14 protein-coding genes are annotated in these 16,471 nt (G+C 42.2%); all 14 read right to left on the reverse strand.

Translation table 11 applies throughout. The annotated features are described in order from the left end of the window. Nucleotides 1–152: 152 nt before the first annotated feature. A complete protein-coding gene (locus AC1DQW_RS01965) occupies nt 153–1,604 on the reverse strand; it encodes a RagB/SusD family nutrient uptake outer membrane protein (protein WP_477452590.1) in 1,452 nt (483 codons plus the stop codon). 20 nt (nt 1,605–1,624) lie between these two features. Further along, the gene (locus tag AC1DQW_RS01970) at nt 1,625–4,981 is read right to left on the reverse strand and encodes a TonB-dependent receptor (RefSeq protein WP_477452591.1); all 3,357 of its coding nucleotides are present in this window, start codon (nt 4,979–4,981) and stop codon (nt 1,625–1,627) included. A 230-nt stretch (nt 4,982–5,211) separates the two neighbouring features. Then, nucleotides 5,212–6,357 (reverse strand): FecR family protein, encoded by a 1,146-nt coding sequence (locus tag AC1DQW_RS01975; protein ID WP_477452592.1) that lies wholly within the window; start codon nt 6,355–6,357, stop codon nt 5,212–5,214. 170 nt (nt 6,358–6,527) lie between these two features. Next, nucleotides 6,528–7,097: an RNA polymerase sigma factor gene (locus AC1DQW_RS01980; protein WP_477452593.1), complete on the reverse strand. Its 570-nt coding sequence runs from the start codon at nt 7,095–7,097 to the stop codon at nt 6,528–6,530. A gap of 194 nt (nt 7,098–7,291) precedes the next feature. Continuing rightward, nucleotides 7,292–8,992 carry a GH39 family glycosyl hydrolase gene (locus AC1DQW_RS01985; protein ID WP_477452594.1) on the reverse strand — a complete coding sequence of 567 codons (1,701 nt, stop codon included), beginning with the start codon at nt 8,990–8,992 and terminating at the stop codon, nt 7,292–7,294. Between the two features lie 20 nt (nt 8,993–9,012). Beyond that, complete coding sequence (locus AC1DQW_RS01990) at nt 9,013–9,150, reverse strand: hypothetical protein (RefSeq protein WP_477452595.1); 138 nt, start codon at nt 9,148–9,150, stop codon at nt 9,013–9,015. Between the two features lie 75 nt (nt 9,151–9,225). Beyond that, nucleotides 9,226–10,065, reverse strand: coding sequence for an SDR family oxidoreductase (locus AC1DQW_RS01995; RefSeq protein WP_477452596.1), 840 nt, complete (start codon nt 10,063–10,065; stop codon nt 9,226–9,228). A 4-nt stretch (nt 10,066–10,069) separates the two neighbouring features. Next, nucleotides 10,070–11,155: an NAD(P)H-dependent flavin oxidoreductase gene (locus AC1DQW_RS02000; protein WP_477452597.1), complete on the reverse strand. Its 1,086-nt coding sequence runs from the start codon at nt 11,153–11,155 to the stop codon at nt 10,070–10,072. Between the two features lie 11 nt (nt 11,156–11,166). Then, a complete protein-coding gene (locus AC1DQW_RS02005) occupies nt 11,167–11,619 on the reverse strand; it encodes a nuclear transport factor 2 family protein (protein ID WP_477452598.1) in 453 nt (150 codons plus the stop codon). Between the two features lies 1 nt (nt 11,620). Continuing rightward, a complete protein-coding gene (locus AC1DQW_RS02010) occupies nt 11,621–12,355 on the reverse strand; it encodes an SDR family NAD(P)-dependent oxidoreductase (RefSeq protein WP_477452599.1) in 735 nt (244 codons plus the stop codon). A 4-nt stretch (nt 12,356–12,359) separates the two neighbouring features. Further along, entirely contained in the window at nt 12,360–12,578 is a 219-nt protein-coding gene (locus AC1DQW_RS02015) for a tautomerase family protein (protein WP_477452600.1), read from the reverse strand. Between the two features lie 29 nt (nt 12,579–12,607). Beyond that, complete coding sequence (locus AC1DQW_RS02020) at nt 12,608–13,126, reverse strand: YceI family protein (protein WP_477452601.1); 519 nt, start codon at nt 13,124–13,126, stop codon at nt 12,608–12,610. A 110-nt stretch (nt 13,127–13,236) separates the two neighbouring features. Further along, nucleotides 13,237–13,809, reverse strand: a complete 573-nt coding sequence (locus AC1DQW_RS02025) for a Crp/Fnr family transcriptional regulator (RefSeq protein ID WP_477452602.1) — start codon at nt 13,807–13,809, stop codon at nt 13,237–13,239. Between the two features lie 120 nt (nt 13,810–13,929). Beyond that, nucleotides 13,930–16,056, reverse strand: a complete 2,127-nt coding sequence (locus AC1DQW_RS02030) for a family 43 glycosylhydrolase (protein WP_477452603.1) — start codon at nt 16,054–16,056, stop codon at nt 13,930–13,932. Nucleotides 16,057–16,471 lie beyond the last annotated feature (415 nt).

Consider the following 16,471-nt stretch of genomic DNA (forward strand, 5'->3'; position numbering starts at 1 on the left):
GATTTAAAAACTAAAGCTCATTGATGTTGTGCAGGACAAAAGATGGAATCGCCAGTACGGCGATTCCATCAAAATCATTCTAAACTTTTTACTTTCCTGCATTCTAACACAACAATTGGAGTCGGTTAGGAATTTTAGAGGTTGACGGATTATTAATTTCCTAAGTTCGGATTTAACTGCAGATCACCGGATGGGATAGGTAAATAGTACTGCGGCGTTCCGATCGGAGCGTTTTCTGACGGATCTCTGTTAGCAATAACCTGGGTTAATAGCTGCAAACGGGTTATATCAAACCACCTGGTATATTCGCCTGCAAATTCCCAAGCCCTTTCACTGATTACCGCTTTTACAAAATCTGTACTTGATAAGCCAATCAAAGGAGTTAAACCAGCACGGGCACGTATGGCGTTAACACTTGCGTAAGCCTGATCATTAACAGCGCCGCTCCTGGCCTGTGCTTCGGCATATATCAATAAAACATGTGCATACCGCATCATTTGAACGGTAGCACTTGAGCCGTCGGTACTGCCCTCAACAGGAGCCCTGAACTTTTCATAATAAGGGTGTTTTACCGCATCGTTCTGCCAAGGTATAGTTGTACCATCAGATTTTTTAATAACCGTATGGAAAGTGGCATTCTTTCTTGGCCCGGCAGGGAAATCAACAAAAAATTTGATTTCTGCAAAAAAATCATCCCAGCCGTTTTCTTCGCCAGGCATTGCAGAAGAACCATAAAGTGCATTTGAATTAAACCAGTTACAGGTACCGCAATTATGAATGGCAAAAACCTCTTCTGATGTTGTTGTTCCTAACCGGGTGTTCTGCCATAATGTGTTTATATCGCCTACCAGATCGAAACCGTAGGCAGCTTTATTGTCAATTACTTCTTTGGCTTTAGCGGCAGCCAATGCATATTTTGAATTATCATTGATGGGCCAGCCGCCTTCTGTAAGGTAAACATCTGCAAGCAACGCTGATGCCGCGCCTTTGGAAGCCCTGCCAGCATCCAGTTTTTTATTTTGCATCAGTTTTTCTGCATTCAGAAGATCGCTTTCAACCAGTTTATATACTTCGGCTGGAGCAGATGTTCCGACCTTTAAAACCTCCGGGCTATAAACTTCTGAAGTGATCAGCGGAATTTTTCCCCATAACCTAACAAGCCAATAATAATCAAGCGCGCGAAGATAATAGGCTTCGCCCAGAATTTGATTGATAGCGGCAGCGTCGCCTGCGGTTGATTTATAATTGTTGATAATGTTATTGGAGCCTTGTATTGATTTGTAACATCCGTTCCAAATATTGAGCATCCTGCCGTTAAGGTTGGAAACATGGTATTGATCAAATTCTCTCAGGTCGGCCTTGTTGCTGGCCGGGTGAGTAGTCAGGTCATCAGATCCCATTAACACGGCAACAACTGCTGCCGTAGTAAACCCGTTTATCCAGGTGGTTGATAATGGTTTATAAGCGCCTACCAATGCTGCATTTAAACCGGCTACGGTACCTAATGCCTGTGCTCCTACTACCTGGCCTCTGGGGTCTTCATTCAGCGCTTTTTTACAGCCCACCACCGATAGGATCATTAATATAATTAAAATCTTTTTCATAATTTATCTTTTCAATAAGTTTAAAACTTCAATACCGCACCTACGTTAAATGTCTTCGAATTAGGATAAGAGCCAAAATCAATGCTTTGGGTAACATCTGAGCCCGAGCCCGCGTTAGTTGACTCCGGATCAAATCCTTTGTACCTGGTTATGGTAAAAAGGTTAGTTGCACCTATAAACAGTTTGAGATCAACATTTTTGATGGTGCCTTTTGGCAGATGATAAGAAATATTTAAGTTCTTCAGCCTCACAAAATTTCCGTTTTCAAGAAAACGGCTCGATTCAAAATAATCTTTATTGGTAGAACTGAACGCTGGTATATCCGAGCTTTCATTGATACCGGGCTGGTACCTGTTCAAAACCCCTACATTAGTAGCTTGCTTGGCATCTGCATTAGCGGTTATAGAACTGGCATAAGAGTAATCCAGCTTACTAAAGCCCAATAACGACTGAACAAATACGTTTACCGAGAAATCGCCATAAGTAAAGGTATTATTCCAACCCAGCGATTGTTTAGGCGTACCGTTCCCTATAATCTGAAAATCACTGCCGTTTATCGCGTTGTCCCCATTTAAATCCTGGTAGTGCGAATCGCCTGGCTTATTGCCGTATTTTGCAGCTTCAGCTGTTTCATTGGGTTTCCACGTTCCCAAATATTTCAGTCCCCAATATGACCCAAGTGCATAACCAGGTTTAATTATAAATTCGGGCTGGGTAGACAGGCCCGCCCCCGCGTTAGGAACGTTTTTGTCTGAAAACACACTGGCTAATGTACCTAAGCTTTTAACCAGATTTTTTTGAAACGTTATGTTAAATGAGCTGGACCAGGTAAACTTGCCTGATTGCACAGGCGTACCACCAATGTTAAACTCAAGCCCGCTGTTTTTCATTTTCCCAACATTACTAATAATGTTTCCCCCACCTGCATAAGCCGGCAACGGAAGGGATAAAAGCAGGTCCCTTGTATTCTTAACATAGGCATCAGCTGTAAAATTTAACCTGCTGTTAAATAGTGACAGATCTAAACCCAGATCTTCGGCCTGCGTTGTTTCCCATTTCAGGAAAGGGTTGGCTGCATTACCCAATACGATCCCTGAAGAAACCGATGTATTGTTAAAACTGTTAGCTGCCGAAAAAGCATCACTAAGGTAAGTTGAAAGCGTGGCATATGGATTAATAGCCTGGCTTCCGGTTAAGCCCCAGCTGCCCCTGATTTTGAATGTATCAAAAAGGTTAAGTTTTTTAATGAATGGTTCTTCAGAAAGTTTCCAGCCTAAGGCAACTGATGGGAAGGTGCTTTCCTGGTTGGAGGGCTGAAACTTTGAAGACCCATCCCTCCTGACTGAAACGGTCAGCAAATATTTGTCTTTATAGGCATAATTTACCCGGCCCAAATAAGAAATTAATGCTGACCCAGAATAAGCAGAACCGGCCGACTGTGTAGTGGATAAGGCAAGATTATCATAGCCCAGGTTAGCAAATGTAAGGCTATTTGCATTTGCGCTAAACCCTGTTGATGTATATTTCTGCTGCTCAAACACCGCGGTTACATTTAAGCTGTGCACATTGTTGAACAGGTGCGAATAGTTTAAAGTATTGGTGTTTTGCAAATTGAACAATTCTGTAGATGTGCGGCTGGCGTTCGGAATATTATTGGTAATAGTTGGCCCGGAATAGTTTTTGCCTTGAATATTCTGATAATCTACACCAAAGCTTACGTCCAACGAAAGGTCCTTAAAGAAGTGGTAATTTGCACCTCCATTTAGGGTTATATTGGAGTTGTCGACAATATTTTCAGCATCAGTTGCCAAAGCAACGGGGTTACTACGAATGGAACCCAGCGGATCTACGATAGTATATGTTCCGGCAGCCGTCCTTACCGGCGTAGTGGGTGCCCATGCCAAGGCCTGGTTAACAGAGCCACCGGTACCCTGATTTCCTGTATTCAGTGTTTCTCTTCGTATGGCCGAGATATTGAGCCGTGTAGTTAGTTTATCCGAAAACTGTGTATTAATGTTAGATCTGAGGGCATACCGCTTAAAGTTTGAATTAATAACAATACCATCCTGATTAAGATAATCGCCCGAAATAAAGAATTGTGTTTTTGCATTGCCGCCAGAATAGCCTAACTTATATTCCTGGCCGGGAGCATTTCTGAAAACCAAATCCTGCCAATTAGTTCCGCCGGTAGTTTTAAAATTGTTTATTTGTGCCTGGGTAAAAAAAGGTGATATGCCAAGGGCTGCATTGCGGGCATTTACCGTTGTAGCAAAGTCAGCCGCGTTCATCAAATCCATTTTCTTGATAACCTTTGATGAATAAAAAACAGGCGTAAGGGTGATCTCCTGTTTTTGCGAATTTCCTTTTTTGGTGGTTATCAAAACAACGCCGTTTGCTCCCCTGCTACCGTATACTGCTGTGCTCGACGCATCTTTCAAAACTTCAATGTTAGCAATGTCATCAGGATTCAGGTTATTAAAATCGCCCCCTATAAAACCGTCAATAACGTAAAGCGGATTGTTATCCCCAAGTATAGAATTGGATCCCCGCACCCTGATTTTAACATCACCACCGGGCGCGCCGGAATTGCTAACCACCTGCACACCTGCAACCCTGCCCTGTAAGGCCTGGTCAATACGGGTAACAGGCTGATCCTTAAAATCTTTGGATGACAGGCTGGATAGGGAACCGGTTACATCAGACTTCTTCTGAGTACCATAACCAACCACCACTACTTCACTAAGCTTACCCAAAACTTCGTGCAGGGTGATGGCAACAAATGGTTCTTTAGCCTTTGCAGTGAATACATAAGACTGATATCCGATAAATGCAATCTCTATTTTATCCCCCTCATTCGCCGTTATTGCAAATTCGCCATTGGCGTTGGCTCCCGTATGGGTATTAGCGGTTTTATTGGTAACTGTTGCGCCGCTCAATGGCCTGCCCAATGAATCTACAATCTTTCCGGAAACATCTATTTTTATTAAAACACTCGTTTTCGGTTGATTATCTTGCAAAATCTCCTTCCTGGTTATGACAATATTATTTTTAACGAATTTATAAGTTAGAGGTAGGTCCTTTAAACTTGCCTTCACTGCATCTTCTACTGAAGCGTCCTTTAGCTGAACCGTGATTTGTATATTTGGCAAATCCTTGCTGTCATAAAAAAAAGTGTAGCCACTTTGTTGTTCAATAACATGTAAAACCTTTTTAACTGATGTGTTTTTTTCGTTCAGCGTTATTCTCTGTCCAAATCCTTTTGCACTTACCTGTGCAAGAGCTATGATGAGGATGAGCGTGGTTAGTTTCATAATCAATAGCAATTTATGTGGCAGCCATAGGGACGGCACACCACGTTTTAAAGCATTTAATTTCATACTTTTGTAATGTTTTGGGTTAATACGTAAAAAATAGACTCTAATTTGTTTTTATCTTTCCGCTATCCGGCGGATAGAAAGGGTTAACTCAAACTTGCCGGACGGTGGGCCAACACTTTCCGGCTTATTTTTTTAACCCTTGATTAATCATTCGTGTAAAATTTCTTTCATTTTTTTGGTTTAATCGGTTTATTAATTGGTTTATTGGGTAGTAGTATCTTATTAGGCCTTTATGGGGTAACAATAATTTTCTTATCCTCAAGCCTGAAGTTTATTCTTGTGAACTTTAAAATATCAAGAACCTCTGAAGCACTAATGTTTCGATGGATTTTTCCTGTAAATGTTCGCGTTGGAATTTTCCCTTCATATTCAATTTTTACTTCGTATGCTCTCGCCACCTGTCTCATAACTTCTCTCAGGTCGGTCTGATCATAACTAAATAATCCATTTTTCCAGGCAATGGCTTGTTCTACATCTGCACCACTGTTTATTTGAATGTTGTTTGAGTCAAATCTAATTTGGGCTTGCTGTCCTGGTGTAAGCAGCGTAGCCTGATCAGCCTTACTTATTTTTATACTTCCTTCCAATAGTGTCGTTCTCATTTGCGCCTCATCAGCGTATGCATTGATATTAAAGTGCGTGCCGAGCACCTGAACAGTTTGTCCGTGAGTAGTCACCGAGAACGGCTTAGCTTTATTATGAGCAACTTCAAAATACACTTCGCCTGTAACTTCCACTTTTCTATCCTTGCCTGTGAACGCAACCGGATAAGTTATAGACGAAGCCGAGTTTAACCACACTTTCGTACCATCAGATAACTGGAGCGAATATTGCCCGCCACCGGTACTCATTGTATTGTAAACAGGCGAATTATCGTTTGGGTTGTTTTGTTGATTGGCAGAATAGGTAATTATCCCGTTATTGGCTTGACTAATTACCATATTTTTTTGTTGGGCCAACTGACCATTATGTTTTGAGTCAAGTACTATCTGCTGGCCTCCGGAAAGTGTCAGTGTAGCCTTGTTACCTATTGGTGCAATATCATTGTGCTGAATATGTACTATTTGTTGGGGTTTAGGCTGATGCAATAACAGATAGCCCCCAAAAGATAGCGCTAAAATGATGGATGCAGCTATAGCAATTCGTGGCCAAATATTTATTTTTTTAACCGGCTTTATTTCTGAATCTATAAAATCATCAATATTCAATTTCATTGATGATTTTAACCGGTCCTTTTGCTTTTCATCTAATAAAGCAATCACATCTACATCGGCCATAAAAAAGTTGTAATAGGCACGGAGGAAGTCTTCTTCTTCCTTGGTTGCATTGCCTTCAAGGTAGTTAGTAAGAATTACTAAAAACAGCTCTTTTGTCATCGGTTTATAAATATTGGTATACACATGAGACATTAAGTAAGAAAAATCCCACATGGAAAAAAAATATTTTTTATCCCCTTTTGATGTTTCTGTTTTTTGAGGCTGGAGCGCCAATAAAGAGAAAACTCACATCACGTTGTAGGTTATCAAACAAAGAAAATTCTTAGCAATTAACGGAGTGAAATAAGAAGAATGGCAATAGATGCCAGTGAACTTCTGAGCAGAGTTAAAGCTCTTGTAAGTTGATTTTGCACAGTTTTTCGGGAAATATTGAGTTGTTGGGCAATTTCAAGGGTCGACAAATCCTCGTGAAAACGCATTTCATATATTAGTTTCTGCGCAGGCGCCATGGATTTAACCAGCAACTCATAGGATTTGACCAGTTCTTTTTGCAATATTAGTGCATCAGCTTCGGAACAGAATGCCCTTGCCTCCAGAACTAAATCAGAAATACAAATAAACCGACTCTCTTTTTTCAGGAACCTGAATATATTATTGCGTACAGCGCTAAACAAATAGGCTTCAAGATTTTCGATGAGATTCGTTTCACGATGGGTCCATAGGTAGATAAACACTTCCTGGGTAATATCTTTTGCGACATCAGCATCGTTTAGTTTTTTAAATGCCTGAGAATATACAGTATCCCAATGTCTTTCATACAGTTCAGTAAACGCCGTTCTGTCGCTTCTTCTTACTAAAACGAGCAATTCCTTATCAGTATATCCATCATATCCGGACATTGGGGTTCTTTAAATTAGGGTTAAATTGGTTTTGAATTAATATTAAAGCTACGCAATTGTAACGAAAATGTTATAATAATTTACACCTTGTAACTATTTATGTATACCAATCAGAAGTTAACTCATCCTTTTCCCCGCTATGGCAGTTCAAAATAGCGCCAAAACAAAAACGATATTTTACCCCAAAGTTGGGTTTACCAGTTTAATTTAATTAAGGATACACCTTGTCGTGGTAATGAAATATCCATTACCAGGCTTCCATTATTACTTCTCAACCTTACGGGCTTACCCAGTGTTTGGAGTTGTCCGGCTGTTTCTAATTCAGCTACCTGGGCTGGTGTGGGCGTTTGTGGAGACCCCATTTTTTTCCATAATTCGTAAGAATTACTGTGCTCGTTGTCAATACGGTAATGTGTTACGGTAACTGTTTTTGCCGGTAGATGGTTAATTGATAATTTTATTGGTTCGGGCGATCCCTGTTTATCTTCGTCATGATAGTTCCAGATCATTACGGATGCTGACCTGGCATCATGCGAAGCCAATACACCAATATCGGTTTGCTGCCGGATGCTGGAATCCAATACCGTTTTCAGCGGATACATATGATTACTTAAAGCGGTTACCCTTTGCCCCGTCATCTCGCCAAACATACGGAACACATTGAGCACGGGTTTATCTACGCCATTTGTAGCTAAATCACGAAATCCATAAAACCAGGGCTGATTCTCAAACTCAAACGACCAGGAAACAGCACCCATAAAGTTAATACCAACTAAATCAGCCAGCAGGTACTTACGGGCAAAGGAAGCCGCAGTATAGCTGGAGTACATGGTGCCATTACGGTAAGCGTTGGATGGATTGGTAGCCATACCGCAGGCAGCGCAGCCTTCGGGGTCAGATTCGCCTATAACTATCGGCACATTTTTAGTTTGCGGGTACGATGCTACAATTTTAAATCCTTCGGCAATATCACGCAACTGCGGGGCCATATTCATCCACACATGGCCATTTGTTATTGCCGGCTGCCCTTTGGCATGAAATGATATCACTTCCAGCGGCGAACCTATTTTGCCGGTGGCATAATTGGTATCGGCTACGCAATGCTCAATAAAGGCTTTCAAAAACTTCATCCCGCTTTTGCTCGATCCTCCGGCTATTTCCGGTCCGCCTATTTTGGCGGTTGGCAAGGCTCTTTTAAGGCCATGGGCGGCATAATCGTACATCTTAAAAAATTCGGGCATGGTGCCTTTCCAGTAGCCTATATTTGGCTCGTTCCATACTTCCCAGTACCAGCTTTCCACCTCCTTTTTCCCATATCTTTCAACCGAATGTTTTACCCATTGGTATATCAGCTCTTCCCATTTATTATAATCATTGGGTGGGTAGGTCCAGCCGGTATAAACATCATTATAATTGTCTCCAGGTTTCCAATAGTGCCGGTAAGGTTTCGGATGGGTTGACAATGCCTCGGGCATAAAACCAATTTGGGCATATGGTTTAATCCCCAGTTTAATATAGGTGTCAAATATACTATCCACCAGGTGCCAGTTATAAACAGGCTTGCCGTTTGCGTCTTCGGTATAAGCATTGGTCGATCCCCATTTCAGGGCCGCGGTACCATCGCCCGTAGTAAGCAGGTTATGTACCCGCAAATGAATGGGTACAGGGCTTAAGGCTGCCAGTTCGGTAAGCAGTTTCCTGCCATCCTTCATATAGGTATAATTAGGTTCATCGTGACCAAACCAGGCCCAAATTGGTTTCATTGGGGCTATAGGCTTCGATAGATCTACTGCTATTTGTGTAGGTTCATTTGAAATATGCTGAGCAACAGCCCGGCTGTATAAAGCCAATATTACTAATAAAACCTTCAAACTGTTGCTCAATAGCTTTTTCATATTTAATTATTGTTTTTTGTTTATTTTATCTTTGTCCAATCATCTAACTTTATACTTATGGCATGTTCGGTTACGCAATATTCAACCGTTACCGTTGGAAGCGCTAAACGGGCAAGATCGCAATGGCCCGCAATCTTGCCCGTTTTCAGGAACATCATACTTAGTTAAGCCGACGGCTCAATTTAACTACTTTTTTGTCGGCAAGCTACTGATTGTTATTTAAATGCCGGTTATTATTTAAAATCTGCGCCGGTAGTTGTCAATTTCCACTGTTCCAATTCGGCAGACATGGCCGCGAGTTTTTCCGAAGCCCTGTTATAGGCATCATTCCCCAGAAACAAATGCATCGGCGGCTCCGGAGTTTCGGCTAATTCGATAAATATTTCCGCTGCGCGATCCGGATCCCCTGCCTGTTGTCCGTTCATAGACAGGTAACGATCCTGCGTACTTTTTACAGCTTCATAACCTTCTATTTTACTATCTGTTAGGGCAAGTGAGTTTTTGGTTAAAAAGCCTGTGAGGAAGCCTGATGGTTCAGCTACAGTAATCTTTATTCCAAATTCTTTAACATCCAGTGCAATCACTTCGGAAAAAGCAGCCACCGCAGCTTTGGTAGCCGAATAAATTGACCAGCCGGGAGCACCCACAAAACCAGCCACCGAACCGATATTTATAATATAGCCTGATTTTTGACGGCGCATTACCGGCAGAACACTTTTTACCACATTTATGGTTGCAAGTACGTTAACATTAAAAATGTTCCGGATCTCCTGTTCAGCTATTTCTTCCACTGTTCCGGCCATTCCGTAGCCGGCATTGTTAACTACCACATCAAGCCGTCCAAATGCAGCCAGTGTTTGCTGTATCGATTCATCAATGCAATCCGGGTTATTTAAATCAACGGCCAGCGCAAGAAAACGCTCCCTGTCTATCAGCCCAACCGCCTGGCCCAATGTTCGTGCATCCCGGGAAGTTGCTGCAACACGGTAGCCCTGAGCAAGCAGTTTTTTTACAAGGGTTAGCCCCAATCCCTGCGAGGCCCCTGTTATATACCACACTTTTGAAGCGTTCATGATATTATGCATTTAAATGGTCAAAATATGCTGTGGTTTCTTCGATTATGGACTTTATCAGTTCAGCGGCTTTTGTATGTTTTAGCACCGGCGCTATCTGTCCGCCCCAGAACAGGATCATATCCCATTTTTCCTGTTCTATAGCCGCTTTTCTTAAATGCGACATAAACTGTGTTTGCAGCGGGAAGGGAAGAAAACCTTTTTCCTTATGCACCAGGTCTTTTGCAATGCGGCTGGTTATTCCTCTGCCAAGCCTCCCGGTAAATGCCCGAGATAAGGTAGTGTACTTAGCCCCATCTGAAAACAACATTTGCCGGTGAATTGCTGTGGCATTTGATTCGTCAGTCGCCAGGAAAGCAGTGCCAATCTGCACGGCATCGGCGCCAAGCGCCAATGCGGCGGCAACACCTTTTCCATTAGCAATACCACCTGCGGCTATAACCGGGGTTTTTACCTTTTCTTTTATCAGCTGGAGCAATACAAAAGTCCCGGTAGTAGATGATTCTGCCGGTGCCAGGAATGATGGGCGATGCCCTCCCGCTTCAAACCCAGAAGCGATAATGAGGTCAACCCCGGCTGATTCCAGCGCTATGGCTTCATCCAGTGTAGTTGCGGCTCCTACGGTAACAATACCAAGCCTGCGGCATTGTTCAAGAATATCGGCAGATGGGATACCAAACACAAAGCTAAATACCGGTGGCCTCTGGTGAAGGATCACTTCTACCTGGTTTTCAAAACGGGATGTAAACACAGCAGGTTTTTCGGGCAGAGCAATTCCAAGCTCATCAAAATAAGGCTTGAATAAAGTTTGGGCCTGTTTAAATTGCTCGTCTGAAACCGTACCATCCACAGCATCCGTATCCGAAACCCACAAATTAATATTGTAGGGCTTGCTGGTTGCCGCTTTGATCTGCTTATCTACTTCGATTATCTCCTGCGGGTTTAGTGTATAAGCCCCGTAACCGCCAAGGCCTCCCGCATTAGATACCGTTGATACCAGCTCAACAGATGACAGGTTGCCGCCAAACGGCCCTTGCAGGATAGGATATTGAATGCCCAGTATTTGGGATGCTTTTGTTTGGTACCACATAACGTTAAAATTTATTCCGCCACGTCTGTAATCATTTTATTAACAATCAGCCAGCGGTTTTCTATTTTGTGAAACGACAGGAACTCATCATAGTTAAACTCGTACATTTTAACATGTACCGTGGCAACAGCTATCGAGTTGACCACATTGATAGCAATTATTGTTCCCTTAAAAGGTTTGCCCGAATCTTTCGGACTTTGACGGTGTGCAACACCATCAAGGTACTGATCGAGCGTTTTGGCATACGGCTGCCCCTTGACATCCCCGAACAATAAAGTGCCCGGATTGTAAACCTGTTTCAGTGTACTAATATCGCCTTCGTAGATACCTTTGAAGTAATAATTTTCCAGCACCTGGGTGATGGCTAATGAATCTTGCTGATTAGTTTCCATTTTCTTTGAATTTTGCGCTTTTATTGCCAGCAAAGTGCATGACAAAAAAGCGGTCAATAAAAGCGTTTTCATGTTAATTCAAGTTGTGCCCGGCTCCCATGCCACCATCTACGTTGATAATAGCGCCGGTAATAAAGTTACTCTTGGCAACGGTATAAACCATTTCTGCGATGTCTTCCACCTCGCCAACGCGGTTCAGCAAATGTAAACCTGCGCTTTGATCGGCGTTATCGCCATGCATTGGGGTACGGATTGTGCCGGGCGCAATCGTATTCACCCTGATGTTATCTTTACCAAACTCAGCTGCCAGTTGTATGGTAAGCGCATGTATAGCACCCTTTGATGCCATTTGTGCAGTAATGGGCACTCCGCCCAGGCCGTGATTGACTAAAGGCGTGCCGATATTGATCACTACGCCATCATGCTGTTTCAGCATCTGAGGGATAATGGCCTGGGTGGTGAAGTAAGTTCCCTTCAGATTTGTATTCAGAAAGCGGTCAAGATAAGCTTCGTCCACTTCAAGAAATGGTTTGGTTTCAAATATTCCTGCGTTGTTCACCAGTACATCTGCCGAGCCAAATTTTTCTATGGCGGTTGCTAAAAGTTGCTTGCCAGTGCTTTTGTCAGCAACATTACCTGCTACCATAGCCAGGTTTTCGCCCCCGCCCAGTTCCTGGTAAGTTTGATGCAATTTTTCGGCAGTTGACGAATTGATCACTACATTGTCGCCGTTTGCTAAAAAATGACGGGCTATTTCTTTACCGATGCCAGATGAGGCACCGGTAACTATTATTGTTTGCTTTTTCATTATATTATTTTCTATCAGCGGTTATACCTTTTTCTCTCAGCACAGATACCTGTTCCCCGGCATGGCCCCAATTGTCCAGGTCAACTTCCTGGATTACCACGAAGGTTAATTTCGGGTCTTTATTCAATACATCACTCAACAGGTCGGTAACCCCTTTTATCAGTTGCTGTTTTTGTTCTCTCGTAACGCCTTCACGGGTTACTTCTATTTTTACGTATGGCATGGCTTTAATTTTTAGGCTAAAACTGCTTATCAGGCAGCTTTAGCGGTTACGTTTACATTCAGTTCAAAATCATTATAAATCAGCGTGTCGCCCAGATCCTTAAAGAAATTACCCGAGCGGAATTTTATTCCATATTTAGTACGGTCAATAACCAGCTTTCCGGTAGTAGTCAACAAGTCGCCATTTACATTGACCGCTGCATCAAAACCAACAGGATGTGTAATGCCTTTGATGGTCAGATTGCCTTCAACGTGGTTGCCTGAAACTGAAGTAATTTGCAAAGTTGCTTCCGGATATTTTTCAATAGAGAAAAAATCATCAGAGGCCAGGTGACCGGCGAATTGTGCATTGGTTGCAGGGTCGGTTACATCCAGTATTTTGATAGAGGTGGTATCGATAATGAATTTACCGCCGGTAAGTTTACCAGCATTCAAAATAAGTTCACCTTCTTTAACGGCGATGGTACCATTGTGTGCTCCGGTTACCTTTCTGCCCACCCAGTCGATATTGCTTTGGGTGCTTACGATTTCAAATTTTTGAGTTTCCATTTTATTTGTGTTTTTAATTACACAACAAAGTACGGCAGGAAATTTCAGGTGGCTGCGTGACCTACATCACATTTGAAATGAGTTAATATTTATGTGATGTACATCACTTTTCAGGTATTGTAAAGCCGGCTCAGGGTTTCTCTTGAAACACCTAAGTATGCAGCAATCAGGTTTTTAGGCACAATATTATACAATTCGGGATACAGTTTCAAAAGCTCTTCGTATCTGTATTTCACATTATTATTCATGAACGATAGCAGCCTTTTTTGAGCCGCAACATATCCCCTATTGGTCCTCCACCTAAAAAAATGCTCAACATCGTGAAGTTCCTTACATAACTTTTCCCTATCTCCATTGCTAAGGCAAAGCACTTCGGCATTGGTAATGCAGTCTACGTTGATGGTAGCTTTGGTATTATTATATAATGCATTGTAATCTGATGCCCACCAGTTGGGCATGGCAAACTGCAGAATGAACATTTTAAGGTCATCATTGATAAAGAAGGATTTTAAACAGCCGGAGATCACGAAGTATTCACAATCTACCCGGTCGCCTTCAGTAATAATCGCCTGTCCTTTTTGAAAGCTCAGTTTTTTAAAATGCGAAAAGAAATAATCAAACTGCTCATCAGTTAACATGGCTATTTTAGCTACATGAGCTTTTAAGATTTCTTTGGCTTCCATTGGATGGTTTCAACTAATATCACCAACAATTTTGAAATTAAAAAATTCTGATGTTAGAATTCCTACAATCTGAGTAAATGACCTTTAGCCCTAAATTCCTACCGCAGTATCATCAAATTATTACTCCGCTATTGCCCATGAAAAACAGGAGCCGTCCTTACGGTCGGGTCTTGCACCTGGTGCATCGGCCGAACTAAGGCTTCTTGCATACGGGTCGGCAAACAAATACCTGTGCGTTGACAAAGACATCAGCATCAGATCGCCGCGAAGCATATCCTGCCATTGAAATTGTGAAGCTTCGCCTTTCTCATCTTTTTCAAGTCGCACTTCCGCCATTCCTCCCAAACCCTTAACCGTAACCCATCGGCCATCTGTAATTGATTGCAAAGCTATCCTGCCATTGCCCTTATCAACAACCCTGAACTTTGACCTATCCCCTTCTGCAAATTTGCTATCGGCTGGAACCGGTCTTACAAAGCCATTCCAGTTAACCAGCACTGTGCTGTCGGCAAGACTGTTCAGTGTTATGATTCTACCATACGGAATAGGTTTGGTTAAGCCGTGTGCCCTTGGTTCATCCACAAAAAATGAATTGAAGTCTGCATAACCTCCTTCCGAACCAAGCGTATTATAATTAAAAAGGCAATAGCGCTCACCCTGGAATGTTCTTAAATTATAAATCATAGTATATTCATCTCCCAGAGTGGTGAAATTTGTACCATCGGTGCTGTAACTGAATATAGCTTTTTCTGTATCAAAATTGCAATTTGCGCGAAACCAGACATGGGTACTTTTCAGTTGTGTTTTGATCACTTTATTTCGTTGCAAATCAAATTGCTGAATTTCGAGGCTATCCTGTTTTTTGGTTACACCGATCCACGCATAAGGCATATTGAGCAGCGCAAGACCGGCAATATCCCCGATTTTCAGGCCTTTTAGCTCGGCCTCGGCAGTAACTATCGACTCCGGGCCGATTGCCCGTTGTGTTAATGTATTTTTGGCATTCCAAAAATCTGTTGCCGGAAGGGAGTTAAGCCGCAAATATCCTTTTCGCACTTTCAGGGACCATTTGGCATCAACAGGAACATGGTTCCATTGCCATACGGGTTGAAGCGTGGCATCAGAAAAGTCATCGCTTCTTCTAAAAGTAGCATGTGGCAGGGAACTAAACCCTGTGTTGGGTTTCACCCAGGTTTGAGGACTACGTGTAAGATTCCCGGGCAACCCAAAATACGGCCATTCATTTTGCCAGGTAACGGGCGAAATACAAAGTAATCTTCCGATCGAATTGTGATCCATCATTGACCATCCCCACCACTCTCCTGATTGAATTTGAATGATTCCGCCCTGGTGCATCGGAATTGCCCCTACAAAATTTTCAACCGGCGCATCTACCTTAAACGGAGGGTTTGGCCTTTCGTTGGCCAGCCTGTAGCCGGTTCCTGTTCCCAGATTTTCCTTCGAACTCATCACATTGATCTCATACGGTCCGCGTGGATGATCAGCACGCAGGCATACCTGGTAACAAACAGGATCGTAGTTTGTACTGGTGATATAATATTTCCCGTTGATCTTATAAAAGTGTGAACCTTCCCCTGCACCGCTCCCTTTGGATACAATAACCTGCTCGGTTCCGGCTTTAATATCGTTAAGGTCATCGTTCAGTTCTCCTATGTGAACTTCATCGTATCCCCATACCACATATACTTTACCGTCGTCATCAAAAAGAACAGAGAGATCATGAAAGCTTTTATTCATAGCGGTTTGCGTCCATGGGCCTTTCGGATCTGTAGCCGTAAACAATTGGGTGCTAAAATGATTCACATTACTAAAAATATAGTATTTTCCGTTATGGTAACGGAAACATGGTGCCCAAATTCCTTGTCCATAAACATTTTTACCATCCTCCAGGCGAAATGGCGGTCCCAGGTCAAGCCGGTTAACAGCATAGCTCACAAAATCCCAGTTCACCAGATCTTTCGAATGTAATATGGGCAAACCGGGCATAGCATGCATCGTGGTGCCGGTAAGGTAATAGTCGTCCCCTACCCTGATCATGTCCGGGTCAGAAAACTCATCATAAAAAAGCGGGTTTGTGTAAGTACCGTTTCCGTTATCCGACACCCAGGTTGGAGCTTTTAAGGGATCAGCCTTACCAGATATTTTTTTCTGCGCGTAGCTTACTGATACCAGCGTAAAAAGTACCGGAAATAATAAAATGGTTAATTTAAAGGAAATTTGCTTCATTATAATAAGATTATTCATTTAACAAGGATTTATAACAGCATTGAAAAAAAACAACTGCGCCATGTTTTGGATCATAGGATCTGCATTATTAAATAAACGATAGCGCTTTTATTCAGGTTAAAAAAGACAGGTACAATAGTAAGGAATTTATATAATTGTTGTTTAGACAATTATATAAAAAAGTGACAGCTATTTTGAAATTGAAAAAATACTCATGCAGGTTTTAAAGTGATAGCTGACCTAATTGAACGTTCCGCAATCTTTAACCATCGTTCCATGAAAAACCTCAATTCGTTCAATTAAAAATTGCACAATTCAACAAATTAAAATGAAACGCGATTTTAAAGAGCGCACACAGTCGAGTGCTTTAACAATCGGTCATTTTACTTAACATTATTTAACATATCATTCATTT

The organism is Mucilaginibacter sp. P5_A4 (assembly GCF_056400605.1).

Bases quoted from the DNA above. Each gene is read 5' to 3' on its own strand.
- AC1DQW_RS01965 (WP_477452590.1), bottom strand. From the start codon at position 1,604: ATGAAAAAGATTTTAATTATATTAATGATCCTATCGGTGGTGGGCTGT.
- AC1DQW_RS01970 (WP_477452591.1), bottom strand. From the start codon at position 4,981: ATGAAATTAAATGCTTTAAAACGTGGTGTGCCGTCCCTATGGCTGCCA.
- AC1DQW_RS02010 (WP_477452599.1), bottom strand. From the start codon at position 12,355: ATGAAAAAGCAAACAATAATAGTTACCGGTGCCTCATCTGGCATCGGT.
- AC1DQW_RS02000 (WP_477452597.1), bottom strand. From the start codon at position 11,155: ATGTGGTACCAAACAAAAGCATCCCAAATACTGGGCATTCAATATCCT.
- AC1DQW_RS01975 (WP_477452592.1), bottom strand. From the start codon at position 6,357: ATGACAAAAGAGCTGTTTTTAGTAATTCTTACTAACTACCTTGAAGGC.
- AC1DQW_RS01985 (WP_477452594.1), bottom strand. From the start codon at position 8,992: ATGAAAAAGCTATTGAGCAACAGTTTGAAGGTTTTATTAGTAATATTG.
- AC1DQW_RS02020 (WP_477452601.1), bottom strand. From the start codon at position 13,126: ATGGAAACTCAAAAATTTGAAATCGTAAGCACCCAAAGCAATATCGAC.
- AC1DQW_RS02025 (WP_477452602.1), bottom strand. From the start codon at position 13,809: ATGGAAGCCAAAGAAATCTTAAAAGCTCATGTAGCTAAAATAGCCATG.
- AC1DQW_RS02030 (WP_477452603.1), bottom strand. From the start codon at position 16,056: ATGAAGCAAATTTCCTTTAAATTAACCATTTTATTATTTCCGGTACTT.
- AC1DQW_RS02015 (WP_477452600.1), bottom strand. From the start codon at position 12,578: ATGCCATACGTAAAAATAGAAGTAACCCGTGAAGGCGTTACGAGAGAA.
- AC1DQW_RS02005 (WP_477452598.1), bottom strand. From the start codon at position 11,619: ATGAAAACGCTTTTATTGACCGCTTTTTTGTCATGCACTTTGCTGGCA.
- AC1DQW_RS01995 (WP_477452596.1), bottom strand. From the start codon at position 10,065: ATGAACGCTTCAAAAGTGTGGTATATAACAGGGGCCTCGCAGGGATTG.
- AC1DQW_RS01990 (WP_477452595.1), bottom strand. From the start codon at position 9,150: ATGATGTTCCTGAAAACGGGCAAGATTGCGGGCCATTGCGATCTTGCC.
- AC1DQW_RS01980 (WP_477452593.1), bottom strand. From the start codon at position 7,097: ATGTCCGGATATGATGGATATACTGATAAGGAATTGCTCGTTTTAGTA.